We start from the raw sequence: 26,675 nt of genomic DNA on the forward strand, positions 1-26,675 counted from the left end.
CCGTCGTGATGGAGCGTGCCGGTAAGGCGGCGACCGCCATCGTGCGAGGCTTCGCTTCCCTCGTCCGGTGCCGGCTGCCGCCGCATCGCCGTCAGGCGAGGCTCTGGCCGCCGGATACCTCGATGCGTTGCCCCGTCACCCAGCGGTTTTCCTCCGACAGCAGCGTGGCGATCATCGGACCTATGTCGTCCGGCACGCCGACGCGCCCCATCGCGGTGACCGACGCGATGTGCGTGTTGACCTGGGCGTTGTCACGCACCACGCCACCGCCAAAGTCCGTTTCGATCGCTCCGGGTGCCACCGCGTTCACCGCGATGCCGCGCGGCCCAAGTTCGACCGCCATGTAGCGGGTCATCGTGTCGATGGCGGCCTTCAATGAGCCGTAGAACGCATACCCCGGTGTGGCGAAACGCGCCAGCCCGCTAGACAGGTTCACGATACGACCGCCGTCGCGGATCAGCGGCAACAGGGCCTGGGTAAGGAAGACGGGTCCCTTCAGGTGCACGCGGTAAAGTCCGTCCGCGTCGCTTTCGCTGATGGCGCCGAGCTTGCCGTACGCGGCGTGGCCGGCGTTGTTGACGAGGGCATCGAAGCGGTCTTGGTTCCAGGTGTCGCGCAGCACCTGCGCCACGGTCGCGGCGAACGCCTCGAACGACGAGGCATCGCCGGTATCCAGCGGCAGGGCCACCGCGCGGCGTCCGAGCGCCTGGATCTCGCCCACGGCCGAATCGGCCTCGGTTCGGTTGGTATGGTAAGTGAGGATCACGTCGCCGCCACGGCGGGCGATGGCGATGGCCGTGTTGCGACCGAGTCCCCGGCTTCCGCCGGTGACGATGGCGATTTTGTCCATGTGCAACCTCGACAGGTCGTGGGAATGTGGGGGCAGTCTAGACGCGGGTCGCCTCGGTCGACATGGCGCAACCACCGAAGTTCATGCCTGATCCTCCAGCCGGCCCACGGCGAGACGGGCGGTCCGCCTATACTGCATCCACCACCGGACGCTGGCGTGATGCGCCATGAATGAAGCTATAAAACAATCGCTTGAGCGAGTGATTCGGCGTTTTGGCGGGGGCGATGGCGTGTTCGCCACGGCCATCGACGGGTTGCTGTTGATGCGTTCGACCGTTGCCGGCGTGCCCAATCACATCGTCTACCGTCCCGCCTTGTGTCTGGTGGTGCAAGGGGCCAAGCAGGTGATCGCGGGGCGCGAGGTGCTGCACTACGACGCGGGCCAAGCGCTGGTCGTGAACGTCGACACGCCCGGCATCGGCCAGATCAACCGGGCGAGCGACGACGTGCCCTACCTGGCCATCCACCTCGATCTGGATGTGGCCCTGATGCGGGACGTGATGGCACAGATCGACGATCCCCCGCGTCCGCGCGTGGGGCAGCGCGGGGGGATGTTCGTCGCGGACATCGACGACGCGGTCGGCGACGCCCTGCTGCGCCTCGTGAAACTGCTCGACTCGCCGCGTGACATCGCCGTGCTGCACCCGCTGCTCATGCGCGAGATCGCCTACCGTATGCTCACCGGAGCAAACGGCGATCGCATGGCCACGCTGGCCCTTCCCGACAGCCACACGGCACGCATCGCCGAGGCCATCCGACGATTGCGCAACGATCTGGGTCGTACCGTGCGCGTGGACGAACTGGCGGCCGCGTCGGGCATGAGCCCTTCGTCGTTCCACCAGCACTTCAAGGCGTTGACATCGATGTCGCCGGTGCAGTTCCACAAGAACCTGCGGCTGCTGGAGGCCCGGCGGCTGATGATGGCCGAAGACGCGGGCGTGGCAGGTGCCGCCTATCGCGTGGGCTACGAAAGCGCGTCGCAATTCAGCGGTGAATATGCCCGCCTGTTCGGCGTGGCGCCGGGGCGCGATGCGGCCGCGGCGCGCCGCCTGCCATCGGGCGGTGAAGGGTCCGAAACGGTCTAGCCGGGCGGTCTTGGGGCCGTGACGCCAGGAAGGTCGCGGCGACCCGGTCAGCGGTCCGGTGGTACCCTTGAGCGTTTCCACGAACCCGATCCCCCATGCGCATCGCCCTAGGCGTCGAATACGACGGCACCGACTTTTTCGGCTGGCAGCGGCTGAGCCACGCGAAGACGGTGCAGGGCGCGCTCGAAGAGGCGTTGGCGATCGTGGCCGCGGCGCCGGTCGAGGTCACCGCGGCGGGGCGTACCGACGCGGGCGTGCACGGCCGCTGTCAGGTGGTGCATTTCGACACCGAGGTGACGCGCGACATGCGTGGCTGGGTTCTCGGGGCCTGCTCCAACCTGCCGCGCAGCATGGCCGTGACCTGGGCCCAGCCGGTGGCGGACGACTTCCACGCGCGGTTTTCCGCGCGCGCCCGGCGCTATCGCTACCGTTTGCTGCCGCGTTACGTGCGCCCGGCGCTCGACGCGCGTTTCGTCGCCTGGGAACGCAAACCGCTCGATGCCGCGCGCATGCACGAGGCCGCGCAGGCCCTGATCGGCGAGCATGACTTCTCCGCGTTTCGCGCGGTGTCCTGCCAGGCGGCGCACGCGCGCCGCAACGTGCGTTTCATCCGCGTGTTTCAGGACGACCGCCAGGTGGTGGTCGAGATCGAAGCCAACGCCTTCCTCCACCACATGGTGCGCAACATCGTCGGTTCGCTGATCCCCATCGGCCGCGGCGAGCAGCCGGTGGGCTGGATGGCCGAACTGCTGGCCGGGCGCGACCGCGAGGTGGCCGGCGCGACCGCACCGGCCGAGGGGCTCACCTTCCTCGGTCCGCGTTATGAAGCCCATTGGGGCCTGCCCGAGGAGGTCACCCTGTGACCCGGATCAAGTGCTGCGGGCTGACCCGCATCGATGATGTGCAACTCGCCGCGCGCCTGGGCGCCGATGCCGTCGGCTTCGTCATGACGCGGCGCAGCCGGCGCTTCGTCGATCCGGCCGCCGCCGCGGCGCTGCGCGACGCCGTGCCGCCGTTCGTCACCACGGTCGCTCTGTTGATGGACGACGCACCGGACTACGTTGCCGAGGTGATCCGGGTGCTTCGCCCCGACATGCTCCAGTTCCACGGCACCGAGGCCGACGAGACCTGCGCGGCCTTTGGCGTGCGCTACCTCAAGGCCATCGCCATGGGCGAGGGCGAAGGCGCCCTGGCGCGCCTGCGGGCCTACCCGCGTGCGCTCGGCCTCCTGCTCGACGGCCACGGCCTGGGCGAGGCCGGCGGCAGCGGGCAACGTTTCGACTGGTCGCTGATGCCGAGGGATGTCGCCCAGCCGCTGGTGCTGGCCGGCGGTCTCACCGCCGGCAACGTGGCCGAGGCCATCCGGGTGGCCCGGCCCTGGGGCGTCGACGTCTCCAGCGGCATCGAGGCGTCGCCCGGAGTCAAGGATGCGGATAAGATGGAACGCTTCATATCTGCCGTGCGCGCCGCCCCCAGCGCCTGACACGGCCATCGACAAGGTAGACCCATGACCGAGATCGCGGATTTCAACGCCTATCCCGACGCCCACGGGCGGTTCGGCAGCTTCGGCGGCATCTATGTGGCCGAGACCCTCATGGAACCGCTGGCCGAGCTCACCGCCGCCTACGCGAAACTGCGTGTCGATCCCGACTTCATCGCCGAACTCGACCGCGACCTCAAGTATTACGTCGGCCGGCCCAGCCCCGTCTATCACGCCGAGCGCCTGTCCCGGCATGTGGGCGGCGCCCGCATCGTGCTCAAGCGCGAAGACCTGAACCACACCGGCGCGCACAAGATCAACAACACCGTGGGCCAGGCGCTGGTCGCCCGGCACATGGGCAAGACCCGCATCATCGCGGAGACCGGCGCGGGCCAGCACGGCGTGGCCAGTGCCACCGTGGCCGCCCGCCTGGGCCTCAAGTGCGTGGTGTACATGGGGGCGGTCGACATCGAGCGCCAGAAGATCAACGTCTACCGCATGCGCCTGCTGGGTGCCGAGGTGGTGCCGGTCACGTCCGGGTCGAAGACCCTCAAGGACGCGCTCAACGAAGCGATGCGCGACTGGGTGACCCACGTCGGCGACACCTTCTACATCATCGGCACCGTTGCCGGTCCGCATCCGTATCCGCAGATGGTGCGCGATTTCAACGCCATCGCCGGCCGCGAGGCGAGGGCGCAGGTGCTCGAACAGTTCGGTCGTCTTCCCGACGTCATCACCGCCTGCGTCGGCGGCGGTTCCAACGCCATCGGCCTGTTCCACGCGTTCCTCAACGACCGCGACGTGCGCATCGTGGGCGCGGAAGCCGCCGGCGACGGCATCGACACCGGCCGCCACGCCGCGTCGCTCGCGGCGGGCAAGCCCGGCGTGCTGCATGGCAACCGCACCTATGTGCTGTCCGACGCGAACGGCCAGATCATGGAAACCCACTCCGTATCCGCCGGTCTGGACTACCCCGGCGTGGGCCCCGAGCATGCGTTCCTTAAGGATGCCGGCCGCGCTGAATATGTCGGTATCACCGACGACGAGGCGCTGGAGGCGTTCCATCTCCTGGCGCGCACCGAGGGCATCCTGCCTGCGCTCGAATCCAGCCACGCCATCGCGCAGGCGATCAAGCTCGCGCGCGAGCTGCCCAAGGACGGCATCGTCCTGGTCAACCTGTCCGGTCGTGGCGACAAAGACGTGCACACCATCGCCGCGCGTGAAGGGATCGAACTCTAATGGGCCGCATCGAACGCCGCTTCGCCGCCCTCAAAGCCGCCGGCCGCACCGGCCTGGTTCCGTTCGTGACCGCCGGCGATCCCTCGCCCGACCACGTGGTGCCGCTCATGCACGCCCTGGTGGCGGCGGGGGCCGACGTCATCGAACTCGGCGTGCCGTTCTCCGACCCGATGGCTGACGGTCCGGTGATCCAGCGGGCATCCGAACGGGCGATCGCGCAGGGGGTCAGCCTTACCAACGTCCTTGCCTGGGTCGCTGCGTTCCGCGAGACCGACGCCGAAACGCCGGTCGTGCTCATGGGCTACCTCAACCCCATCGAAATGCACGGTTACGCGGAGTTCGCCGAGGAAGCGGTCGAATCCGGCGTCGACGGCGTGCTTCTGGTCGATTGCCCGCTGGAAGAATCCCACGTGCTCGCCCCGTTGCGCGAGGCGGGCCTCGACCAGATCCTTCTGGCGTCGCCGACCACCGACGAGGTGCGCCTGGGCCGGCTCTGCGAGGCCGCGTCGGGCTTCCTGTATTATGTGTCGTTCGCCGGTATCACCGGGGCCGCCCAACTGAGCACGACGGACATCGCCGGCCGGGTCGCCGGCATCCGTTCGCGGTCGAAGGCGCCCGTGGCGGTCGGTTTTGGCGTCCGCGACGCGGCGTCGGCCCGGGCCATCGGTGAATTCGCCGACGCCGTGATCATCGGTAGCGCCCTGGTCCAGTGCCTCGAAGGCGCGACCTCGGCCGACGATGTCGCCGGCCGCGCGAAGGGTTTTCTCGCGCCCATCCGGGCGGCGCTCGACGCGCGCTGAGCGCTCGTAACGATATTCGGAGAGACACGATGAACTGGCTGCAAAAGATCATGACGCCGAAGACCCGCGCCCCCAGCGCGAACGGCGGCAAGGGCAAGGTGCCCGAGGGCGTGTGGGAGAAGTGCGCCGGTTGCGGCACCGTGCTCTACAAGCCCGAGCTCGAGAAGTCGCTGATGGTCTGCCCCAAGTGCGGCCACCATCACGCGATCCGGGCCCGTGCCCGTCTTGCAGCGTTCTTCGACGAAGGCAGCACCACCGAACTGTGGGCGCGCATGGAGCCGGTGGACGCGCTGAAGTTCAAGGACCAGAAAAAATACAAGGACCGCGTCGTCGCCGCGCAGAAATCCACCGGCGAAAAAGACGCGCTCATCGCGATGTCCGGCACGCTGCTCGAACGTCCGCTCGTCGCGGTGGCCTTCGAATTCGCGTACATGGGGGGCTCGATGGGTTCGGTCGTCGGCGAGAAGTTCGCCCGCGCCGCCGAGAAGGCCCTGGCCGAGAAGAGCGCGCTCGTGTGCTTCGCCGCCACGGGCGGCGCGCGCATGCAGGAAGGCCTGTTCTCGTTGATGCAGATGGCGAAGACGTCGGCGGCGCTCGCGCGCATGCGTGACGCCGGCGTGCCCTACATCTCGGTGTTGACGCATCCCACCACGGGCGGTGTCTCGGCCAGCCTCGGCATGCTCGGCGACATCAACGTGGCCGAGCCCAAGGCGCTGATCGGCTTCGCCGGTCCCCGCGTCATCGAGCAGACCGTGCGCGAAACGCTGCCCGAAGGCTTCCAGCGGTCGGAATTCCTCGTCGATCATGGCGCGGTCGACGTCATCGTCGATCGGCGCGAGATGCGCGAAAAGCTCGGCGCGATGCTGGGCATCCTGCAGAAGGCCCCGCGCGCCGCGGCGTGATCCACCGGGCACCGGCCGCCATCGGCCAGTGCCCGGGCTTTCGACCATCGCAACGGCACGCTGCCGATTGCGTACACCGACACCCTCTCCAGTAGCGAAGAATCGCCAGGCCGGCACGCCGCCGGTCCATCGTCTCCAGGAGTGTCCGATGCACGTCGAAACGCTTTCTCCGTCCTCCCATGCCACCCGCGTCGCCGCCTGGCGCCGCCATGCGGGCCCGGATCATCCCGCGGGCGACATCTTCATGAGCGCGTTCGCCGAAGCCGATATCGTCGGCGGCACCGACATCGTCGTGACCGATTGCATCATGTGCACGGGATCGGTGGACGCGCATACGCGTCACATCCTCTGCGGGGCGTGACCCTTTTCCGGCCACCGCAGGGCGGTGCCGATTCGGCGCACAGGTTGACCGGATCGTAAGATGTCGCGTAACCACCGGCCGGCACAGGAAAATTCGTACAACCACCCGCGTTTTCCACCTCTTGATGCGCGCGCGCCCCCTTGTGGCGTCGGTCACCTCGTGAAAAGAATCCGTCGGCGGACCACGTCGCCGGCTTCGACATCGCGGCCGACGACGTACCGCTCCATCCGCACCACCGACGACATGCAGTTTTTTCATCCAGAAACTGAGCAAAGTGGAGTGTCCAGATGAGCAACGACATGGTTTATGCCTCACGGTCCACCAGCCGCGCCGCCGAATGGCGCCATCAGGCCGGTCGCGACAATCCGGCGGGTGAGCTTTTCGCCAACGGTTTCGCCGAAGCCGACATCGTGGGCGGCACCGAGATCGTCGTCACCAACTGCGCGATGTGTACGGGCTCGATCGAGCGCACCATCCGCATCCAGTGCGCCTGACAGGAACCGCATGAGTATGGGCAGGGACGCCGACTTTCATGACGCGCTGGGTTGCCTCGTGGCCGATGCGTCGGCACGACTGGCAACCCAGCTCCAGCGCATCGGCGGCCTCGCCCAGGGCGAGCGCCAGGTCATCCACGACAGCGTGCGCGACGCCGCCCTCGCCACCTTGCACGGGCGCACCTGCCGACTGCTGCTGCTCGAGCTGCACGCGGCGGTCGAGGAAAACCGCCTGGCCGCCACCGACAGTCACGCGCGTTGGCACGAATTTGTCGCGCTCGCGTCCACCCGCGATTTCTGGACCGGCCTGGATGCGCATTACCCCGGCCTGTGGGACCGCCTGCAGGCGCTGATCGAAGGCCGGTTCCAGGCAGGTCATGAATTGGCTCGCCGGTTCGCCCGCGATCGGTCCGTACTCGGCGAATGGAGCGATGCACCGCTGGGCGAACTGCTCGCGCTGGAGATCGGTGCCGGCGACAGCCACCTCGGCGGCAAGACCGTGGCCGTGCTGCGTTGCGCTGGCGCTCGCGTGGTCTACAAGCCACGGCCGGTCGGCGTCGACGTCGAACTGAAGCGCTTCATCGAAGGGCTCGGCATCGACACGTCGATGCGTGTGCCGGCCGCCATCGAACGCGACGGCTACGGCTGGACGGCGTTCGTGGCGCACCGGCATGCGGACGATGCCGACGGGCTGCGTGCGTTCTATCGCGGCATCGGCGAGTGGCTGGCCACGATGCGCCTGCTCGGTGGCACCGACCTGCATGCCGAAAACCTCATCGCCCACGGCCGACATCCGGTCGTGATCGACTGCGAGACGCTGTTTACGCCGAAGGTGGACGCCGCGCCGTCCGGCCTCGGCGAAGCGCACGACCGCGCCGCCGCGATGGTGGACGGCAGCGTGCTCAACATGGGCCTGCTGCCCGGGCGCGGTGGCGCGCTCGCCTGGCGTGGCGTGGATACGTCCGGCATCGGTGCGTTGCCCGGCGAGCAGCCGAAGGTGGCCGTGCCGGCCATCGTGGACGCCGGTACGGACAGGGCGCACCTGGGCACCCGTTGGGTGGACATCGCCCCCGGCCGCAATCATCCCAGCGATCGTCCCGAACTGACGACGTACTGGCCCGACGTACTGGGCGGGTTCGATGCGCTGACCATGCAGTTGCGCGCGCTCGACGCCCGTGGCGAACTCGCTGGCCGCCTTCGCGCGTTCGATCGCTGCGACGTGCGCGTGGTCGTGCGCGCCACCGAAACCTACGCCGAACTCGCCCGCATGCTGTGGCATCCGGTATCGCTGCACGATCCACGCAAGGCGTGGTCGCATGCCGCCGAACTGCTGCGCAAGGCCGGCGAAGTCCGTGCGCTGGCGCCTGACGACGACGGTGTGATCGCCGCCGAGATCGCGGACCTCGTCGACGGGGACATCCCGTATTTCGGGATGCGCGTCTCGCAGGGCACCCTGCGGGGACCGCGCGGCACGCGCTGGCTCGCGCCGTGCCAGCGCGTCGACGAAGCGCTCGTCCACTGGCGGCGCGCCGACGTGGCCCTGGAGAGGATGGTCATCCACGGTGCGCTCGCGAGCGCTTACGCCGACGAAGGCCAGGATGCCGCGGAAGTGTCGCTGCGCGTCCACGCGCCGCGCACGAACGACCTGGACGTGCGCCGCCGCACCCAGGCGGCGTCGATCATGCGCCTGCTCGCCACGCGCGCTTTGCGCGGTGGCGACGGCAGCGTCGCCTGGATCGCCTCGGTGCTCGGTCCCACCGGGCGCAGCGTGCAGCCGGTCGCGCAGGACCTTTACGGCGGACTCGCGGGGCTGGCGCTCGTGGCGACCGGCTATGCCGCCGAGCAACGCGCCGGCCGCGCCGACGTCGTGGACGGCATCGTGGGGCTGCGCGATGCGATCGTCACCACGATGCGCATGGCCGACGACGAATCGCACGTCCGTCGCCTGCGCGTCGCACGACCGCGGCCGACGCCGCCGGGCGCCTATATCGGCCTCGGCGCGCAGATCGGCGCCTGGCTGTCGCTGGAGGAGGCCGGCGTCGCGCACGGCGAAGGCATCGCGCGGGCCACCCGGCTCGCCTCGCTGATGCCGGAAAGCCTGGCGGCGGACGAGATCCACGACGTGCTGACGGGCGCGGCGGGCGGAATCGTGCCCTTGCTTCGCCTGCATCGCGCGACGGACGATCCGTTGTTCGTCGGCATGGCCCGCGCGCTCGGCGACCGGCTATGCGACGCCGCTCGCATGGTCGACGGCCGGGCCTGCTGGACGCACGCGCGGTGGCCCGATGGCCTGGGCGGTTTCGCCCACGGCGCGACCGGCATCGGCTGGGCCTTGGCGAAGCTGGCCGAGGCAACCGGTGAGGACCGCTACGAGACGATGGCGCGGGCCGCGATGGCCTTCGAAGACGCCCTGTTCGATGGCGAGCGAGGGCATTGGCGCGATCGGCGGGATCTCGGCGGCGAGCCCTCGGCGGCGGCGTGGTGCCATGGCTCGGTGGGCATCGGCCTGGCATGGATCGACCTGGGACAGACGCATGGTCCGCGTCGGGAGCGCCTGCGCGCCGCCGTCGCTGACGCGTGGGCGCGCGGTATCGGCGCCAACCACGGGCTCTGCCACGGCGACTTCGGTGCGTGGGAGTTGCTGGCGAGGGCGCTGGACGATGGCCTGGCACCTGAGCGGATGACCCGGGCCTCGATCGACGCCGCGCTCGTCGCCAGCCTGGAGCGTCACGGTCCGCGTTGCGGACGGGTGGGCGAAGCCTTGTCGCCGGGACTGATGACCGGTCTCGCGGGCGTGGTGTACCAGTTGCTCCGGATGGATCGCCGCTGCGACCTGCCGTCGGTGATGATCCCGTCCGGCCGCTGGTCGGGTCAGAGCAGCACGCGCTCCACCCACAGCGACAACGTGCCCAGCACGCCGCCGATGGCGGTGGCCGCGAGCACGTCGCTGGGATAGTGCAGGCCCAGGATCACGCGCGACGCGCCGATCAGCGCGGCGAAGCCGATCAGGAACGGCGCCAGCACCGGGTAGTGCGCCACCGCCACCACCGTGAACGCCACCGCCTGAAGCGTGTGGCCGGACGGGAAGCTGAACTCGTCCAGCGGCGGCACGTGCGCGATGACGCCGGGGCAGGTGCGGAACGGTCGCGGACGACGCGTCCAGCGCTTGAGCACGCGATAGAGCATCAGCGCGGTGAGGCCGGTGATCGCCATCTGCAGCGCCACGGCGACGCCATGCCAGCCGCCCACCAGGGCGATCACGGTCATCAGCGCATACCAGAACACGCCGTCGCCGAGCCGGCTGACCACGCCGAAGAACAGGCCGATGGCACGGCGCGCCCCCCAGCGGTTGGCGGCCACGCACATGCGGGAATCGAGGTTATGCCGCGACGGCGGTCGTGCGCTCATGGACGGTGTCCTCGGCGAGGGATTGCATGAAGGATTCGAACTCGGTGACCACCGAATCCGGCGAGAGCCCCTCGACCGCGGCGCGCGCGGCGCGGCCCATGGCGTGCCGCAGCCGGCCATCGGCACCCAGGGCGGCGGCGCGCTCGACCAGTCCGTCTTCGTTGCCGGGGGCCACACGGATGCCGTTCTGGCCGTTGCGGATGAACTCGCGTGCCGCGGCTTCGGCGTAGGCCACCACCGGCACGCCGGAGGCCATGGCTTCCAGCACCACGTTGCCGAACGTTTCGGTGAGGCTGGGGAAGACGAAAAGATCCGCGCTGGCGTAGAACGCTGCCAGTTCGATGCCGCGACGCGTCCCCGCGAAGATGACGTCGGGATGCGCCGCTTCCAGCGCCGCGCGTTCCGGACCGTCCCCGACGATGACGCAGCGCGCCTTCGGCACGCGGCGCGCGAGTGCGCGATAGGCTTCGATCACCACGTGTAGGTTTTTCTCCGGGGCGACGCGACCCACGCTCAGCACGACCGGCGTGTCGGCGTCGGCACCCCACGCCGCGCGCAGGTCGTCGTCGCGGTGTTCGGGGTGGAAGCGCAGGGTGTCGACGGCCCGGCGCAGCACGCGCACGTCATGCACGCCCAGATCGTTGAGCTCGTCGGCCAGTTGCCCCGTCGGCACGAGGGTGAGCTGGGCACGGCGGTGGAAGCGCGCGAGGTAGCGGCGTACGAACGGCGTCAGCGCGCCGAAGCCGTAGTGCCCCACGTAGAAATCGAAGCGTGTATGGAAGCCGGTCGCCACCGGGATGCCGAGGCGCCGCGCCGCGCTGACCGCGCTCCAGCCCAGGGGGCCTTCGGTGGCCACGTAGATCGCGTCCGGGCGTTCGCCGCGCCAGCGGCGCTCGAGGCGAAAACGGGAGGGCAGGCCGAAGCGCAGGCTGGCATAGCGTGGCACCGCGGCGCCCTCGACGGCGAGGACATCCATGCCCGCGTCCGCCAGCGGCGGTGTGTCGGGATGGATCGGGCGGACCAGATCCACGGTATGGCCCTTGCGGACCAGTCCGCGGGCAAGCGCCTGGACGGTCAGGGACACCCCGTTGACGTCCGGCGCGTAGGTCTCGGTGACGATGCCGATGCGCATGTCGGTCCCCTCGTGGCCTGGCTTGACGCATGCTCGCGCGGGGGCGTGTCGGGTGGGTGATGCGGGGATGACCGGGATGTGACACGGCCACGCCGCGTCGTTGAGGTCGGCCACCGCGATCACTACGATGAGGCGATGTCACGCCAGCCCCTGCGATAGTGAATCGTCCGTCCGTATCCTCCTGCGTCGCGCGCCCCTGCGCGGGTGATCGCCATGCACGGCTCTGAGCGTCTGAAAGGGCTCGACGTCTTCGTCGCCGTCGTTGAGTCCGGGAGCTTCACCGCGGCCTCCGAACGGTTGAACCTCACCAATTCGGCGGTCGGCAAGTCGGTCGCCCGCCTCGAGCAGCGGCTGGGCGTCAAACTGTTCGAGCGGACCACGCGCCGGCTGGCGCTCACCAACGCCGGCGAGGCATTCCATCGCACGTGCCTGCGTGTCCTGATGGACCTGGAAGACGCCGAGCAGGCGGTAAAAGCGGAGGCCACGATGCCCGTGGGCCGCCTGCGGATCGACCTGCCGGCATCGTACGGGAAGCTCAGGGCGATGCCGGCCCTGTTCGAGTTCATGGACCGCTACCCCGCCGTGCATCCGGCGGTCTCGTTCACCGACCGCTTCGTGGATCCCGTGGCCGACGCCATCGACGTGACCGTCCGCATCGGTGGCAGCGACACCTGGCCACCAGCGATCGGCTATCGCTACCTGGGTCACGAGCGCAAGATCTTCTGCTGCTCGCCGTCCTACCTCGCGGGAAAAGGCGCGGTGCCCGATACGCCCGAGTCGCTTCACGACCTGGATGCGCTGGTCTATCGACGCGCCGACGGCACCCTCTCGCCGTGGTTCGTCAGCCGCGACGGCGGTCCGGCCGAGCATGTGTTTCCTGTGCCCCGGCTTGCGGTGGGCAGTGCCGAGGCATTGGTCGACGCCGTAGGCCGTGGACTCGGCGTGGCGCAACTGTCGACATGGCTCATCGACGATCATCTGGCGCGGGGCGAACTCGTCCCGATCCTCCCGTCGTTCGCCGTCGAGGGCCTTCCCCTCTACTTGCTCTGGTTGCGCCGTCGACAGAACCTGCCGAAGGTGAGCGCGCTGCTGGCGCATCTGGCCGATCGCCTGCGTATCTGACCCGATCCTTTATTGTGGAAATACAGTCCACTCGTTGCCGAATATTGATCCTTAAAGGGATTTCTATTCGCCAATAGACTGCATGCAGTCGTTGTCCGGAGTACTGCATGAGGATCTCAACCGCGTCGGCCGGGTCGTCCCGGTCAGGCTCGCGCACGGGAGGGGCGTCTACCGTCGTTCTCGCCATCGCCGCGTTCACCATCGTCACCACCGAGTTCCTGATCATCGGGCTCTTGCCCGCGATCGCGCGCGACCTCGGGGTGTCGATCGCCGCCGCCGGCCAACTGGTGACCGCCTTCGCCCTGGTGGTCATGGTGTTCGGGCCCGTGCTCACGGCCTGGTTGTCGCATCGCGAGCGTCGTGGACTGTTCGTTTCCATCCTGGGCGTGTTTGCCGTGTCCAACGCGGTCGCGGCGCTTGCGCCCAACGTGTGGATCCTGGCGATCGGCCGCATCGTGCCCGCCCTGGCGTTGCCCGTGTTCTGGGGCACGGCGAGCGATACGGCCGCCAGGCTGGCGGGGCCGGACCGGGCGGGCAAGGCGGTGTCCACGGTCTACCTCGGCATTTCGGCAGCCATGCTGTTCGGCATACCGATCGGTACGCTCGCCTCCGGCAGCCTCGGCTGGCGCGGCGCGTTCTGGCTCCTGGCCGGGCTGTCGGCGCTGGCCGGCCTCATCCTGCGGTTCGCCATGCCACCGCAGGAGATGCCGTCGCGCAGCAGCCTCCGCACTCAGGCGGCGATCCTCAAGGACGGGTGCTTCGTCGCCAACGTGCTCTTGTCGGCGTTGATCTTCACGTCCAACTTCACCGCGTACACCTACCTGGCCGACATCCTCGAACGCCTGGCGGGTGTCCCCGCCGGCCATGTCGGCTGGTGGCTGATGGGTTTCGGCGCCGTCGGACTGATCGGCAACGGACTGGGCGGAAGCTGGCTAGACCGTTCGCCGCTGGTCATCACGGGCGTCTTCACCCTGGTCCTCGCGGTGGGCCTGGTCCTGACGATGGCGCTGGCGCAGACACTGCCCGGCCTGCTGTGCGGGCTGGTGCTGTGGGGCATCGCCAATACCGCGCTGTACCCCATCTGCCAGGTCAGGGTGATGCGCGCGGCGCCGCACGCGCAGGCGCTCGCCGGCACGCTCAACGTGTCCGCGGCCAACGCGGGCATCGGCCTGGGCGCGGTGGCCGGTGGCGTCACGATCACGCACGTCGGCCAGGGTGGCCTGGGCTACGTCGCCGCTGCCATCGCCGTGCTGGCGCTCGCGGCCATGCCGATCGTCCGGCGCATGCGGCGGACGGCGGCCTGACGTGCGAGGTGGCCGCGCACGAGGGGCGATTCCCATCCGCCGCGTTCCCATACGCTAAAATCCCGGATCGCCTCCCTCATCCGAAGCCTCCATGACCGTTCGCACCCGTTTCGCCCCCAGTCCCACCGGTTACCTGCATATCGGCGGCGCCCGCACGGCGCTCTACTGCTGGCTGGAGGCCCGTCGTCGCGGTGGCGAGTTTGTGTTGCGCATCGAAGACACCGATCGCGAGCGTTCGACGCAGGAGGCCGTCCAGGCGATTCTGGACGGCATGGCGTGGCTGGGGCTCGTGGCCGATGAGGGCCCTTACTACCAGACCCAGCGCATGGATCGTTACCGCGAGGTCGCCGAGCAGCTGTTGCGCGAGGGCAAGGCGTATTACGCGTACGAGAGCAAGGACGAGATCGAGGCCATGCGCAACGCCGCGATGGCGGCAGGCACGAAGCCGCGCTACAACGGTTACTACCGCGACCGCAACGAGCCGTATCGCGACGATCCGAACCGCGTCATCCGCTTCAAGAACCCCGCGACCGGTTCGGTGGTGTTCGACGACAAGGTCAAGGGCCGCGTCGAATGGTCCAACGACGAGCTGGACGACCTGGTGATCTTCCGCTCCGACGGGTTTCCCACCTACAACTTCGCCGTGGTCGTCGACGACATCGACATGGGTATCACCGAGGTGATCCGTGGCGACGACCACGTCAACAACACGCCGCGGCAGATCAACATCTACAAGGCGCTGGGCGCCCCCGTTCCCGAGTTCGCCCACCTGCCGATGATCCTCGGTCCGGACGGCCAGAAGCTGTCCAAGCGACACGGTGCGGTCAGCGTCATGCAGTATCGCGACGACGGTTTCCTGCCGCACGCGCTGCTCAACTACCTCGTGCGCCTGGGTTGGTCGCATGGCGACCAGGAAATCTTCTCCCAGCGGGAGATGATCGGCCTGTTCGACATCGCCGACGTCAACAAGGCGGCCTCGCGCTTCGACCTCACCAAGCTGTCGTGGCTCAACCAGCACTACCTCAAGACTGACGATCCGGCATCGCTCGGCCCTGAACTGGCCTGGCACCTTCACAAGATCGGTATCGACGCATCGACGGGGCCACGACCGGCCGACGTGGTGGTGGCGCTGCGCGACCGCGTGCAGAACTTCAAGGACATGGCCGAGCGGGCGAAGATCTGGTACGGCCCGATCGTCGACTGGGACGACAAGGCGGTCGACAAGCACCTGCGCACCGACAGCGCACCGGCGGCACTCGCGACGGCCAAGACCGAACTTGCGGCCCTGGCCGAGTGGACGCCCGAGGCCGTGCATGGCGCGGTGGAGCGCGTCGCCGCGACGCTCGACCTGGGCATGGGCAAGGTGGCCGCGCCGTTGCGCGTGGCTATGACCGGCACCCAGGTGTCGCCGTCGATCGAACACACCATCTACCTGTGCGGGCGCGAGGGGGCGTTGGGCCGCATCGACGACGCGCTCGCCCGCGTCGCGGCCTGATCAAAGCCTTCGGCGCGCGGCCGGCCCGATGGACGAACTCCTTGCCAAAGCCACGCAAGGCGTCGAGCCGGGTGACCCCGGCGCGTTCGTCACGATCTTCGTGAACCTGATGCGGCTGGTGCCGTGGGGCCAGCTCATCCTCTGGCAGGGGGTGTTTCTCGTGGTTGCCGTCGCGCTCGGCGCATGGCGGGGCCGTCTTGCGGCCACGTTGGGCGCGACGCTGTTGTTCGGCCCGTTCGGTTGGGTGGTGCCTTTCCTGCCACGCCGCGCCGTGCGCCCGCCTCCTTTGCCGGGCTCGAAAAATCGCTGAAACGTCCTCATGTTAGGATGCAGGCACACGAGGACCCCGCCGTGACCGACACCGCCCACCGCCATCACCATCACGACACGCCGGGCGATTTCGTCGCCGCGGTGGAGCATGCGTCGAATGAGCGCGGCCTGCGCCTGACGCCCCTGCGCCGCGAAGTACTCGAATTGGTGGCCAGCGCGGGCAAGCCGGTGAAAGCCTACGACCTGCTCGACCGCCTGCGCGAAAAACACGGCAACGCCGCACCGCCCACGGTGTATCGCGCGCTCGATTTCCTTCTCGAAAACGGCTTCATCCACAAGCTCGAATCGATCAACGCCTTCGTGTCCTGCCATCACCCGGCCGAGTCGCACCAGGTGCCCTTTCTCATCTGCGACATCTGCCAGGGCGCGCAGGAGGTCTGCGACGAACGCGTGGCCCAGTTGATCGAAGCCCAGGCCGAGGCGATGGGGTTTCGCCCGCAGGCGCAGACGCTCGAAGTGCACGGCATCTGCAAGAACTGCCGCTGACGCGCTCGGTGGAAAAAAGCGAAGGGGTGCCGCATCACTGTGGCACCCCTTCGTGTTTCCGGTCCGCCGGGAGGGAGGAGGAGGTCGTTGGACCGGGAACTCAGAAGTAGGCGCGCACGCCTACGGACACGTTGCGACCCGGCAACGGCGCGACGTCCTTGAACAACGACGTGGCCGGACGTGCGGTCCGGTTGGTGAGGTTGTTGCCGTCGACGAAGGCTTCCCACTGGCTGCGCTCGTCGTTGACGAAGGTCCATGCGACATGCGCGTTCACCAGCGTATAGCCGGCCGTATCGGTTTCGAAGGCGGCGACCTTGTCCTGCTTCATGTAGCGCACCGCGCCCACGCTCGCGCGCAGCGAATCGGCTTTCCAGCTCACGGTGGAACCGACTCGACCCGCGGGAATGCGCGGCAGGTTACCGCCGTCGGTAAGCGTGGCGCGCACGGTGTCGCCGAATACCCGCAGGTCCCAATGACCCGAGGGACCCTCCGCGAGATGGAACGTGGCTTCCGCTTCGGCACCGCGGAACGTCGCGTCGTTCTGCGACCACACGCGAACCGGCAGGTTGTCTTCCACCTCGCCCGTGTCGGCGAGGTAGATGAAGTTCTTGTAGCGGTTGTGATACACCGCGACCTTGCCTTCGACCACATCGCCGTGGAAATGCAGGCCCAGTTCGGCTTGGTTGGACGTTTCCTTGCGCAGGTCGCTGCCGATCTCGAAGGTGTTGGAGGCTTCGTGCGGGCCGTTGGCGAAGAGCTCTTCTTCGGACGGCGCACGCTCGGCATGGTCGAGGTTGAGCGAGAGGTGCCAACGTTCGGCGAAGCGCCACGCCACGCCAGCGGAGGCGCTGTTGGGGGTGTAGCGGCGTTTCGCGCCGTTGTCCGGCTGCACGCTCTGCCGGTCGTGACGCAGGCCCAGGTCGATCTTCACCGGGCCGAACTCGCGCTGTTCGGTGAGGAACACGCCAACGCCCTGGGTGGTCGTGGCCGGCACGAAGGTTTCTTCGCCCACGGCGGCGAAGTTGCGGTGCTGGGTCTGCACGCCGAACGCGCCTTCCCAGCCGGCGAGCGCATCGTGGGTGACCACCACGCGGCCCTGGTTGCTGTCGGTGGAAAACGTCGTGCCTGGCGTGGTGCCTTCGTATTCCACGTGCTGGTAGGCGCCGTGACCGAGGCTGAACTCGATCCGGGCGATGCCGTCGAACGGCTGCACCAGACCGCCCTTGAGCGTGTAGTTGGTCTGCGCCATCTTGATGTGCACCGGATCCTCGCCTTCGGCGGCGTCGCCCGGCTCGGCCGGGCTGCCGTAGAGATCCATGAAACGGGAGACCGAGAGGCCCAGGTAGCCCCACGAACCCAGCAGCGAGGCGCCGACCGCACCGGAGGTGGTTTTCACGGCGCTGTTCGCCAGGGTGCCTCCGGGGATGTCGTAATCGCTGTTGTCGCGATGCATGCCGTCGACATGGATCGCGAACGTATCGTTGCCGGCGTCGAAGCGGGCCAGGCCGGTGCGGCCGTCGGACACCGAGTCGTGCCGCACTTCGGCGCGGCCGGCGAAACCGTTCTCCGGCGCCTTCTCGGGCACCCGGCCGTCCACCACGTTCACCACCCCGCCGATGGCGCCCGAGCCGTAGAGCAAGGTGGCCGGGCCTTTCAGCACCTCGATCTGGTCGGCGAGGAACGGCTCCAGGGTGACGGCGTGGTCCTGGCTCACGTTGGAGACGTCCTGCGACGACAGGCCGTTTTCGAGCACGGCCACGCGGGGACCGTCGAGGCCGCGGATCACCGGGCGGCCCACGGCCGTGCCCAGGGCCGACGTCTGCACGCCGGGAATCGACGACACCGTCTCGCCCAGCGACACGCCCTTGGCGTCATCCAGCGCCGAACCGGCCAGTACCGCTACCGGGGCCACGATCTGGTCGGCGCGCTGGCCCAGGGGCACGGCGTTCACGACGATGGCGTCGAGCTTGTCGGCGTGCCGACGGCCCTTGCCGGCGGCGTCCCCGTCCTGGGCGACCGTCGTGGCGTCCTGTGGCGCGTCGTCCGCAAGCGCGGGCAGGGCCGTACCGAGCGTCGCGGCGAGGGGCAGGGCAAGGAGGGTTCGTCGCATCGGGTGCTCCATCGATTCATGTTCGCAATGTTATAAAGTATCATTACTTGCCTCCACCCGTGCAACTCGTCACGCTATGGCCTCCATGACCGATCAGCTTCCCGCATCCCGCACGCGCCGCCGCTGGTGGCACGCCGCCGACCGCCTCGGCGCGACCGCGTCGTTCCTTTGCGCCATCCACTGCGCGCTGCTGCCCTTCGTGATCGCGCTGCTGCCCCTGGTGGGGCTGTCGTTTCTCGCCGACCATCGGTTCGAGGCTGGCTTCGTGCTATTTGCCTGCCTGCTCGCCTCGGCCGCGCTCTATGCCGGCTATCGCCGGCATCGCCGCCGGTTGCCGCTGGCGCTGGCCGTGCCGGGCCTGACCCTGCTGGTGCTCGGGGTGACCTTCCTGCATAGCGACTCGCTGCTGGTGCACAGCGTGCTGGTGACCTGCGGCGGGCTGCTCGTGGCGGCCTCGCACTTCGTGAACCTGCGCGTCGATCGCAGCGGCCATGCGGGGCACATCCACGGTCCCTCGTGCGTGCACCCGTGATTGTGTAACCGCGGCCCGATTGCCTAGCCTTCCGCCCATGGCCCATCACCACGCTCACTCGCACGCCGGTCACGGCCACGCGCACGCCCACGATCACGACCACTCCCACGCGGGAAGCGGCAGCGAGCGAAAGCTGCTGGTCGCGTTCGTGCTCACCTCGCTCATGCTGGTGGTCGAGGCCAGCGGCGGCCTCATGTCCGGTTCGCTCGCGCTGCTGGCCGACGCGGGCCACATGCTGGTCGACGCGGCCGCGCTGCTGCTCGCTTTCCTCGGCGCGCGCTTCGCCGGGCGCCCCGCCGATGCCCGCCGTACCTACGGCTATGGCCGCATCGAGGTGCTGGCCGGCTTCGTCAATGCGCTCGCGCAGTTCGCCTTGGTGGCCTTCATCGCCGTCGAGGCGATACAGCGCCTGTTCTCGCCGCAGCCGATCCTCTCCGGGGTGATGCTCATCGTCGCCGTGCTGGGCCTGTTGGCGAACGTGTTCGTGTTGCGCCTGCTGCATGGCCACGATCCCGACGACGTCAACGTGGCCGGCGCCAGCCTGCACGTCCTGGGCGACCTCCTTGGCTCCGTCGCCGCCGTGCTGGCCGCGTTGGCCGTACGCTGGCTGGGTTGGGGCTGGGCCGACCCGCTGCTGTCGATCCTCGTGTCGCTGCTGATCCTGCGCAGCGCCTGGTCGCTGTTGCGCCGTTCCGGCCACATCTTGCTCGAAGGCACGCCCGACGGCGTCGACCTGGCCGAGATCCAGGGTGCCCTGGCCGCGGCCGATCCCGACGTCACGGGCGTCCACCACCTGCACGTATGGCAGGTGACCGCCGGCTCGCGCATGGCCACCCTGCATGCCGAGTTGCGCCCCGGTGCCGACCAGGCACGGGTGCTGCGCGTGCTGAAGAGCCTGCTGAGCGAGCGCTGGAAGGTCGGCCACGCCACCATCCAGTTCGATCCGGACGCCTGTCCGGACGTGCTTGAGGGTTGCGGCAAGAGCCGTTCCCACGCCCACTGAGCCGCGCGCTCTTGCGCTTTGCGTGGCCGCTGATACGATGGCCGGCCGTTTCCTCCACTTTACGAATCAAGGAGATTCCCATGGGCAAGGGCGATCGTCGCACCCGTCGCGGCAAGATCTACCGTTCCAGCTACGGCAACGCGCGTCCGCATGTGGACATCGTGACCGGCGCCGCCGTCGCCAAGCCGGCCGCCAAGACCGCCGCGAAGAAGGCGGCTCCGCGCAAGAAGGCCTGAGCGCCTCTTCCGGCAAAACGAAAAAGCCCGGCCGTGCGAACGGCCGGGCTTTTTCGTGGGTGGCCCCGGGTCAGAAGACGCCGGGATCTTCGGTGCGCGACGTATCGGGCGAGCCGTCCGGGTGGGTGAACCACAGGAGCTGGTTGCGTGCCCGGGCACAACCGCCGCCGTCGGCGGTCGACGCCAGCACGCCGGACGCCGTCGTGACGTCACGCCCATAGCAACTGCCCAGGTTGTCCCTGAAGCGGAACTGCTGGGTGCTGCGTTGGCCGGTATGGCCCGAGACCGCGCCGTTGGTGAAATTCAGCGTGTCGGCCGTGTCGATGCTGTTGTCGACGTCGCTGCGATAGATCACCAGGCCGCCCAGCGTTTTGCTGAACTGCCGCGAGAAGCCCTGGGTGACCGAACTCGGCGCGCTGACGATGTTGCCCGAGCCGTCGAACGTGTTGGCGAAGTTGGCCTGCAGCGGGTAGTCGAAGTGCGTCTCGGTGGTCACCGTGATGCCCAGCGGGCCTTGGCGGGTCTTCGTGGTGCTGTCGACCGTGGCGGTCTGGTCGATGCCTTGCTCGTAGCGCGTGGGGTCGATGGTGAACGTCTGCGTATTGCGGAACGCGACGGTCTGGTTCACCTCCGTGGCGATCCGGCCGCGCGAGGTGTCGACATAGCCCGCCGTGCGAAAGCTGCGCGACGCCCGGGTGGTGACCGAGCCGCCGACGACGCCACCGGTGTCGGTGAGCTGATTGTCCACGGTGGCCACGGCGGGCTGGCCCTGCAGCGTGTTCGCGGTGAGGGCGCCGGTGACCATCTTCCGGCCACGGTCCAGGTGCACGAACAGGTTGCCGGTGACGGCGAAGTTGCCGTTCGCACCGGTGACGCCGACGGCAACGGTGTGCGGCTTGCCGTCGTTGAGCAGCGACGCAAACGGTGTCAGGTCGACGCGGTACGGCAGGAAATCGAGCGTCTGCACGCCCGGGGTCGGGCGCCACATGTAGGGATCGATGCCGCCGGTGAATATCCACGGATAAACCGGTGCCACGCCGGCTTGCTGACCGTCGATCGATACCTGCACCTCACGATAGGAACCGCCGCCGCAACTCTCGGCCTCGTTCGCCAGCGCGTCGGGCACGCACGAATACCAGAACTCGTCGCCGCTCTGCCCCTGGGCGAACACGTCGAGGTAGGCACGCTCGATGTTGGTGGGCAGGGTCAGCGTGCGCGAGAGCAGGTCGCTGCCCGTGTTGAGGGCGACGGTGCCACCGTTCGTGCCGTCCGACAGCGGGAAGACGGCGTCGGGTGCTTCGACCTTCGGGGCGAGGATGTTCGCCGGGTAGAAGACCAGGCGCGCCGAACCGCTGATGATGCCGGTGTAGGTGCTGTCCACCACGTTGCCCAGGATGGCCTGGCCGGTCTGCGGCTGGGCCAGCAGGCTGGCGAAGTCGCTTACGTCGCGCTCGATGTGCCAGCTCGGCGCCACGGCGGACGAGGGCTCCTGCGTGGTGCCGAAGTAGATGTTGGCGCCACCGAGCCACAACGATGCCGTGCGGTCGAACTGGCGGCCGGCCGTGACCGCGAAATCGGCTTCGAGCACGACCTTCGACCAGCGCTTCCCGCACCCGACCGGTGGCGCGTAGGTGTACGGATGGTCCGAAAAATCGCGGAAGGTGAAACCGTTGAACAACTCGACCGTGCACGTCTTGCCCGGCGGCCTCGGTACGCCCGGATCGGCAACGGCGACGTTTGCGGATCCGACCGTCAATCCCGGTGATGCCTGTCCCAGCGCCACGGGCGCCGCACACGCCACGATGCAACCGGTCAACCCCAACCACAGGCCCTTGCGGCCCGCTTCGTCGATGAGCGCCATACGCCCGTTCTCCCCAAAAGAATATCCCCCTGTCGACTGAGCGTACATCGCGTCGCGGTGGGGGAACAGGGCAGGGGAGCGATCAACATCTCGAAGCGCGCGATTCGCAAGTTATTGCCGCGCCATGGCCGCGTTTAGGCGTCGCTTCCGGACGGATGGACGTCCATCCGTCCGGAAGCGCACACGGTCGCCGATGCGGTCGTCAGTGCGGCGGCGCCATCGCAGGCTGGGTGTGTTGCGGCGGCGGCTGCGTCGGTTGCGCCTGTTGCGTGGGCACGTCCTGCTGGCGCTGGACCTGCGCCTGCTGCTCGCTGGCCTTCTGGAACTGCGCGCTGCTCTGCTCCACGGGAGTCTTCACCGCCGTGGCCACGTCGACCTCGGCGATGCGCTTGAAGGGCGAGTTCAACTCACCCTGCACGGCATAAGCCCGCTTGCCGTCGTCGCTCATCACGACGTGGTCCACCTGCTTGAGGCCGGCCGCGTGTGAGGCGGTGGCCAGCGAGGCGGCGAGGTTGTTCGTCATGTGGTCGGACGGACGGCCGCGTTCGGCGTCGATGGCACGGACCTGGCCGAGTGCCTGTCCGTACATCGCGTGGCCCGGGTTGTGCTCGTCCGCGAGCGAGCCGCGGGTCTTCGCGAGGGCTTCGAGTGTTTTCGACCCCGCGATGCCGTCGGGTGTCAGGCCGCGGTCGGCCTGGAATTTCTCAAGCGCGGCCTTGGTCGAAGGCCCGAAGTCGTTGTCCGGCTTGAGGGGGCGATCCTTCGCGTCGGTGTAGCCCAGCCGGGCCAGGTCTTCCTGCAGCGTTTTCACGGCCGCGCCATGCGAATGCTCGCGCAACGTGCCATGGCTTTCGCCGTGCGAACGTTGCGGCGCCGTACCGATCGCCTTGAGCGCCGCGTTGATGTCAGGGTCGTTGGCCGAGGCGGCAGGGCTGAAGTTCGGATCGCCCACCTTCACGTGCGCGCGATCCAGCGCGGCCGCCTTCGTGGGATCGGCATACGCCTGCTTGTAGTGTTCGGCGATCGATGCGGCCTTGGGGCCGTCGTAGTACGGGTACTTTTCCTTGATCTGGTTGGCTTTGGCCAGCACGTCGTCGTAGTTGCCGCCGTCCTTGAGCACCTTCTCGAAATGCTTCATCTGCGACGGAATCTGGTTTTCCGTCTTGGCAAGGATGGCGACCGTCTCTAGGCGGCGATCGTCAGGAATATTCTTGCCGTAGGTGTCGACGAGGTTCATCGCCGCGCTCGTGGCGTTCTTGACCTGCGGGTAGTCGACGTTCTTGTGAATCCACTTTTGCCCGTCGTCAGACGACGCCCAGGCGTTGATGCTGTCGCGGGTGTCCTTGTCGATGAACTGCAGCGTGGAGCGGTTGCCCTTGCCGTTGCCGTGCGACAGGAGGTCGTCGCGCAGGCCGCTCGTGTCCTGGGTGTAGGGCAGCTTGTGGGCCGCCGCGTACTGACGCGACTGCTCGATGATGCCGTCGACGTAGGTGGTTTCGCCGGCCTTGAGCGGCCGGTCAGCGATCGCACCCAGCGGCCATTCGCCGCGCTTGCCGAGATCGACCTGGATCGTTCCCAGCGAATAGCCGCTGTCGGCCACGATCTTGCCGGCGTTGCCCCAGCCGGGGTCGGTGCGCCCGGAGGTCACACCGGCGATGGAGAGGTGATACGAAGAGGGTCCGCCTTCGGTACCGCGACCGACGACGAAGTAGGTCGCGCCAGTCAGCGAACTGGCGTCGTGCGTGTCGATGCCTGCCATGTCGGTCTCCGGTTAGCGGTCGTTAACGACCGTGAGATATTTCTCAAGCACGTTCGCGCGGTCGCACAGGCGGAAGATATCGTTCTGAGTAACGGTCAGGTCAGCGACCGGCTCGTCGCCGTACACGGCAGACTCGAGATTGCCGCTTTTCGTGCGGTAGTCGAGCCAGGCGTTCTCCGCCGACTTCAGGCTTTCTTTTTCCTTGTCGGAGAGCTTGCCCATGAGGGCCTTGTACGCGGTGTTCAGGCGGGCGTCTTGGGCCTTCTTCTCGGCGTCGAGGCAGGCGCCCTGGTCCGTTGTGCCCCGGGCCTTGTCCACGCAGGCGTAAAACGTGGGCGTGATGCCGCGGGGCGCCTGGCGCTTGATGACGTCGCTGGTGCTGGCGGCGGCCATGGCGCCGGTGGCGTGAAGAACGAGGGCGGCGGCGATGGCGAAGGTCTTTACCGGTGTCATGCGTCGTGTAACTCCTGTGATATCGGGCGCCGCCCATCGGTCATCCCGGCGGGGGGCTCCGAAAAGCTAACCGACGCGTGCGGCCGTGCCAATCATGCGTGACTGGCGCGTCTCCTGATCGTGAACGGTGCCTCAGGGCCCGAGGTCGATGACCGCCGATCGTCCCGGCGCGCTCGGCAGGGTGATTCGCACCACGGGCACGTGGCGCCCCGTTTTTCGCTGGAAGTCTGCCTGGTTGGCCTTCGCCTGCGCCTGTCCTCCCTGCCCGCGAAGGTAGAAGAAGGCCTCCAGGGGAATGTTCGGGTCGTTCTGCGGCCACGTGCTCAGCATGATCTCGTCATGCAGGTCGAACGATGCCGGCAGCGCCGCGCGTATCGCGCCGATGGCCTGGAACACCGTCCCTGCGTCGGGCGTCCCTTCGCGCAGCGTGAAAGCGCATTGCTGGGTATAGCGGTTGTTCACGTACTGGAATCGCGCCAGCCACTGCGCCGCGTTGAAGATACCTTGCGCCTGGCAGGGGTTCGTGCCGGGCGTCGCGGTGTGTGCCGCGCACCCGTCGTTGGCGCCGCCCGTGCGGTTGAACGTGTCGGCATCGAAGGCATAGGCGCATAGCACTTCGACGTCGGTATAGCCGGAGGACGAAAGGGGCGGCATGAAAATGAAGCCGTTGGTGTAGCCGAACACGATGTCCGAAAAGCCGACGTCGCGTCGCAACCAGGAAAATGACACCCCTTTTCTCAGGGCGCTGGCCGGGTTGGGGTTCCAGACGTCGTAGTTGCCTCGCACGGTCGCCCTCATCAGCAGGCCCGAGCAGAGGATCGCCGGCAGGTTCGATGCGCACGTGGCGCGGGTGTCGTCGTAACGGGCCTGAAGCCGCGACGCGACGAGTTGGTCATCGGCCGTGGCCGATGCGGTGGGCGATATCGATCGCCCACCGTGTCCGGCGTCGCCCGACGACAGCTTGGCCTGCGGCGCGCAGGCAGCGAGACCGATCACGACCAGTAATGCGAAGCCGCGTTTCCACACCGATATCAGACGGGTGTCCATGGCACGCTCCTTGTGCGTATGAGACCTGGTCGGTGCTCCGCACGAGCACCGGCCAGGTGTGCATCGTGGGTCAGAACCTGACGAACGTGCCGCAGTTGGGACAGTACTTGCCGGATGGCGCAGGGCCCGGCCCTGGCGCAGGCGAACCGCCGCCGCTGCCGCCGCCGCTGCCGCCGCCGGCACCCGGGGCGGGAACGTACGAGCCTTGCAGGTCCACGTTACCCTGCGTGTCCGGCACCTGAAGGCGGAGCGCCAGCGCAGACAGGTCGCGGGCGATCTGTTGCATCTGGCGAGTCGCTTCCGCGAGAGCATCTTTGTTCGACGACATCCTCGTTCTCCTTGAAGGGCATCCGCGCCCTCGTCCATCTTCGGCTCTGAACGGGGGAACACAATCGTCCGGGCGTCGTAGGCGACACCGACGCGCTTTCGGCGTGAATCGGCCGCGCGGGCTGACCGGCGGTCCTAAAGTTCGGTTCGTCCCGTGCAGTCGAAGCGGCCCTCAAGCGGGGCCGCGATGACGTTCTGGTGCACGATGCCAGGAAAGAGGTTGTCTTCGGCGCCGGCATGGTTGTCGACATTGAAGAGAAACGGCAGGTGCGACCATACCCGGTAGCCGAGCGCCTTGATCGCGGCAATCTCTCCCGCCGATTCGTTCAGGCCGGACAGGCGGGCGTAGATCAGGGGGCGGTGACGGCGTAGGGTCGCTTCGCCACTGGCGATCGCATCCACCAGGGCATGCGGGAGGTTGACCTTGAGCAGGTGGAGCCGGTCCAGGGCGAGGCTGTCGAGGGTGGCCGTGCGCACGGACCCGGGTTCGCGCGCGGCCGCGAGCGTAGCGTCCGCGTCGCGCCCCAGCCACAGCGGATGGGCGAACACGTTGTCCAGTCCATTGAGCGCCAGGTTGGCGCACAGACGCTGGAACCGTAACCGATGGGGTTCGACCACATGGATCTGCCCGGTCGCTCCGACCGCGGGCGACATCCACATGGCGTGCGCCGCATAGTCGCCGCCGACTTCCAGCACGGTGTTTCCCTCATCCAGCAAGCCGCTGAGCAGGTCGGTTTCGTGCTCGGCCCATTCGCCATAGATTTCGAGCGAGCGGGCGGCGGGATCGCTTCCGACGACGGCGGCGACGCCGTATCGGGTGGCGAGCAGTGAAGGGCGTGGGGTGGCGGGCATCGACATCC

Annotated in this window: 27 protein-coding genes; 17 read left to right on the plus strand and 10 right to left on the minus strand. The window is 68.2% G+C overall.

Annotation, left to right across the window (positions count from 1 at the left end; genetic code table 11):
* Positions 1 to 91 precede the first annotated feature (91 nt).
* On the minus strand, positions 92 to 850 hold the full coding sequence (locus tag PI246_RS03780) for an SDR family NAD(P)-dependent oxidoreductase (RefSeq protein WP_320549949.1): 759 nt from the start codon (positions 848 to 850) through the stop codon (positions 92 to 94).
* A gap of 166 nt (positions 851 to 1,016) precedes the next feature.
* On the opposite strand from PI246_RS03780, the gene PI246_RS03785 reads away from it, so the two are divergent.
* The 9 genes from PI246_RS03785 to PI246_RS03825 all read left to right on the plus strand — a co-directional run bounded on the left by PI246_RS03785 (position 1,017) and on the right by PI246_RS03825 (position 10,166).
* The gene (locus PI246_RS03785; protein WP_320549950.1) at positions 1,017 to 1,934 is read left to right on the plus strand and encodes an AraC family transcriptional regulator; all 918 of its coding nucleotides are present in this window, start codon (positions 1,017 to 1,019) and stop codon (positions 1,932 to 1,934) included.
* Positions 1,935 to 2,029: 95 nt separating this feature from the next.
* A complete protein-coding gene (gene truA / locus PI246_RS03790; protein WP_320549951.1) occupies positions 2,030 to 2,797 on the plus strand; it encodes a tRNA pseudouridine(38-40) synthase TruA in 768 nt (255 codons plus the stop codon).
* Positions 2,794 to 3,417, plus strand: coding sequence for a phosphoribosylanthranilate isomerase (locus PI246_RS03795; RefSeq protein WP_320549952.1), 624 nt, complete (start codon positions 2,794 to 2,796; stop codon positions 3,415 to 3,417). The genes truA and PI246_RS03795 overlap by 4 nt, the downstream gene beginning before the upstream one ends.
* A gap of 24 nt (positions 3,418 to 3,441) precedes the next feature.
* A complete protein-coding gene (trpB, locus tag PI246_RS03800) occupies positions 3,442 to 4,653 on the plus strand; it encodes a tryptophan synthase subunit beta (protein WP_320549953.1) in 1,212 nt (403 codons plus the stop codon).
* Positions 4,653 to 5,453: a tryptophan synthase subunit alpha gene (trpA, locus tag PI246_RS03805; protein WP_320549954.1), complete on the plus strand. Its 801-nt coding sequence runs from the start codon at positions 4,653 to 4,655 to the stop codon at positions 5,451 to 5,453. The genes trpB and trpA overlap by 1 nt, the downstream gene beginning before the upstream one ends.
* A gap of 29 nt (positions 5,454 to 5,482) precedes the next feature.
* On the plus strand, positions 5,483 to 6,355 hold the full coding sequence (accD, locus tag PI246_RS03810) for an acetyl-CoA carboxylase, carboxyltransferase subunit beta (protein WP_320549955.1): 873 nt from the start codon (positions 5,483 to 5,485) through the stop codon (positions 6,353 to 6,355).
* 148 nt (positions 6,356 to 6,503) lie between these two features.
* A complete protein-coding gene (locus tag PI246_RS03815; protein WP_320549956.1) occupies positions 6,504 to 6,716 on the plus strand; it encodes a DUF6229 family protein in 213 nt (70 codons plus the stop codon).
* 287 nt (positions 6,717 to 7,003) lie between these two features.
* Positions 7,004 to 7,210 (plus strand): DUF6229 family protein, encoded by a 207-nt coding sequence (locus PI246_RS03820; RefSeq protein WP_320549957.1) that lies wholly within the window; start codon positions 7,004 to 7,006, stop codon positions 7,208 to 7,210.
* Positions 7,211 to 7,220: 10 nt separating this feature from the next.
* Positions 7,221 to 10,166, plus strand: a complete 2,946-nt coding sequence (locus PI246_RS03825) for a type 2 lanthipeptide synthetase LanM family protein (protein WP_320549958.1) — start codon at positions 7,221 to 7,223, stop codon at positions 10,164 to 10,166.
* On the opposite strand, the gene PI246_RS03830 is transcribed toward PI246_RS03825, so the two are convergent.
* Together PI246_RS03830 and PI246_RS03835 are read right to left on the minus strand one after the other, a co-directional pair.
* Complete coding sequence (locus PI246_RS03830) at positions 10,082 to 10,618, minus strand: phosphatase PAP2 family protein (protein ID WP_320549959.1); 537 nt, start codon at positions 10,616 to 10,618, stop codon at positions 10,082 to 10,084. The genes PI246_RS03825 and PI246_RS03830 overlap by 85 nt on opposite strands.
* Complete coding sequence (locus tag PI246_RS03835) at positions 10,590 to 11,750, minus strand: glycosyltransferase family 4 protein (RefSeq protein WP_320549960.1); 1,161 nt, start codon at positions 11,748 to 11,750, stop codon at positions 10,590 to 10,592. The genes PI246_RS03830 and PI246_RS03835 overlap by 29 nt, the downstream gene beginning before the upstream one ends.
* A gap of 213 nt (positions 11,751 to 11,963) precedes the next feature.
* On the opposite strand from PI246_RS03835, the gene PI246_RS03840 reads away from it, so the two are divergent.
* The 5 genes from PI246_RS03840 (at position 11,964) to PI246_RS03860 (ending at position 16,487) form a co-directional block, all read left to right on the plus strand.
* Positions 11,964 to 12,872, plus strand: a complete 909-nt coding sequence (locus PI246_RS03840; protein WP_320549961.1) for a LysR family transcriptional regulator — start codon at positions 11,964 to 11,966, stop codon at positions 12,870 to 12,872.
* Positions 12,873 to 12,979: 107 nt separating this feature from the next.
* A complete protein-coding gene (locus PI246_RS03845; protein WP_320549962.1) occupies positions 12,980 to 14,176 on the plus strand; it encodes an MFS transporter in 1,197 nt (398 codons plus the stop codon).
* Between the two features lie 91 nt (positions 14,177 to 14,267).
* Positions 14,268 to 15,671, plus strand: a complete 1,404-nt coding sequence (gene gltX, locus PI246_RS03850) for a glutamate--tRNA ligase (protein WP_320549963.1) — start codon at positions 14,268 to 14,270, stop codon at positions 15,669 to 15,671.
* 28 nt (positions 15,672 to 15,699) lie between these two features.
* A complete protein-coding gene (locus PI246_RS03855) occupies positions 15,700 to 15,981 on the plus strand; it encodes a hypothetical protein (protein ID WP_320549964.1) in 282 nt (93 codons plus the stop codon).
* Positions 15,982 to 15,998: 17 nt separating this feature from the next.
* Positions 15,999 to 16,487 carry a transcriptional repressor gene (locus PI246_RS03860; RefSeq protein ID WP_320549965.1) on the plus strand — a complete coding sequence of 163 codons (489 nt, stop codon included), beginning with the start codon at positions 15,999 to 16,001 and terminating at the stop codon, positions 16,485 to 16,487.
* Positions 16,488 to 16,587: 100 nt separating this feature from the next.
* On the opposite strand, the gene PI246_RS03865 is transcribed toward PI246_RS03860, so the two are convergent.
* Complete coding sequence (locus PI246_RS03865; protein WP_320549966.1) at positions 16,588 to 18,597, minus strand: TonB-dependent receptor domain-containing protein; 2,010 nt, start codon at positions 18,595 to 18,597, stop codon at positions 16,588 to 16,590.
* 85 nt (positions 18,598 to 18,682) lie between these two features.
* Between PI246_RS03865 and PI246_RS03870 the strand changes: the two genes are divergently transcribed.
* From PI246_RS03870 to PI246_RS03880, 3 genes are all read left to right on the plus strand, one after another.
* A complete protein-coding gene (locus PI246_RS03870) occupies positions 18,683 to 19,129 on the plus strand; it encodes a MerC domain-containing protein (RefSeq protein WP_320549967.1) in 447 nt (148 codons plus the stop codon).
* A gap of 37 nt (positions 19,130 to 19,166) precedes the next feature.
* Complete coding sequence (locus PI246_RS03875; RefSeq protein ID WP_320549968.1) at positions 19,167 to 20,132, plus strand: cation diffusion facilitator family transporter; 966 nt, start codon at positions 19,167 to 19,169, stop codon at positions 20,130 to 20,132.
* Between the two features lie 80 nt (positions 20,133 to 20,212).
* Positions 20,213 to 20,368 (plus strand): 30S ribosomal protein THX, encoded by a 156-nt coding sequence (locus tag PI246_RS03880; protein WP_320549969.1) that lies wholly within the window; start codon positions 20,213 to 20,215, stop codon positions 20,366 to 20,368.
* A gap of 70 nt (positions 20,369 to 20,438) precedes the next feature.
* On the opposite strand, the gene PI246_RS03885 is transcribed toward PI246_RS03880, so the two are convergent.
* The 6 genes from PI246_RS03885 to PI246_RS03910 form a co-directional block, all read right to left on the minus strand.
* Positions 20,439 to 22,229 carry a peptide-N4-asparagine amidase gene (locus PI246_RS03885; protein ID WP_320549970.1) on the minus strand — a complete coding sequence of 597 codons (1,791 nt, stop codon included), beginning with the start codon at positions 22,227 to 22,229 and terminating at the stop codon, positions 20,439 to 20,441.
* Between the two features lie 202 nt (positions 22,230 to 22,431).
* Positions 22,432 to 23,988 (minus strand): peptidoglycan-binding domain-containing protein, encoded by a 1,557-nt coding sequence (locus tag PI246_RS03890; RefSeq protein WP_320549971.1) that lies wholly within the window; start codon positions 23,986 to 23,988, stop codon positions 22,432 to 22,434.
* Between the two features lie 12 nt (positions 23,989 to 24,000).
* On the minus strand, positions 24,001 to 24,441 hold the full coding sequence (locus PI246_RS03895) for a lysozyme inhibitor LprI family protein (protein WP_320549972.1): 441 nt from the start codon (positions 24,439 to 24,441) through the stop codon (positions 24,001 to 24,003).
* Positions 24,442 to 24,573: 132 nt separating this feature from the next.
* Entirely contained in the window at positions 24,574 to 25,488 is a 915-nt protein-coding gene (locus PI246_RS03900; protein WP_320549973.1) for a hypothetical protein, read from the minus strand.
* 70 nt (positions 25,489 to 25,558) lie between these two features.
* Positions 25,559 to 25,816, minus strand: coding sequence for a hypothetical protein (locus PI246_RS03905; protein WP_320549974.1), 258 nt, complete (start codon positions 25,814 to 25,816; stop codon positions 25,559 to 25,561).
* 134 nt (positions 25,817 to 25,950) lie between these two features.
* Entirely contained in the window at positions 25,951 to 26,667 is a 717-nt protein-coding gene (locus tag PI246_RS03910; RefSeq protein ID WP_320549975.1) for a class I SAM-dependent methyltransferase, read from the minus strand.
* Positions 26,668 to 26,675 lie beyond the last annotated feature (8 nt).

It is taken from the genome of Luteibacter sahnii, from assembly GCF_034063545.1.
Classification (GTDB): domain Bacteria; phylum Pseudomonadota; class Gammaproteobacteria; order Xanthomonadales; family Rhodanobacteraceae; genus Luteibacter; species Luteibacter sahnii.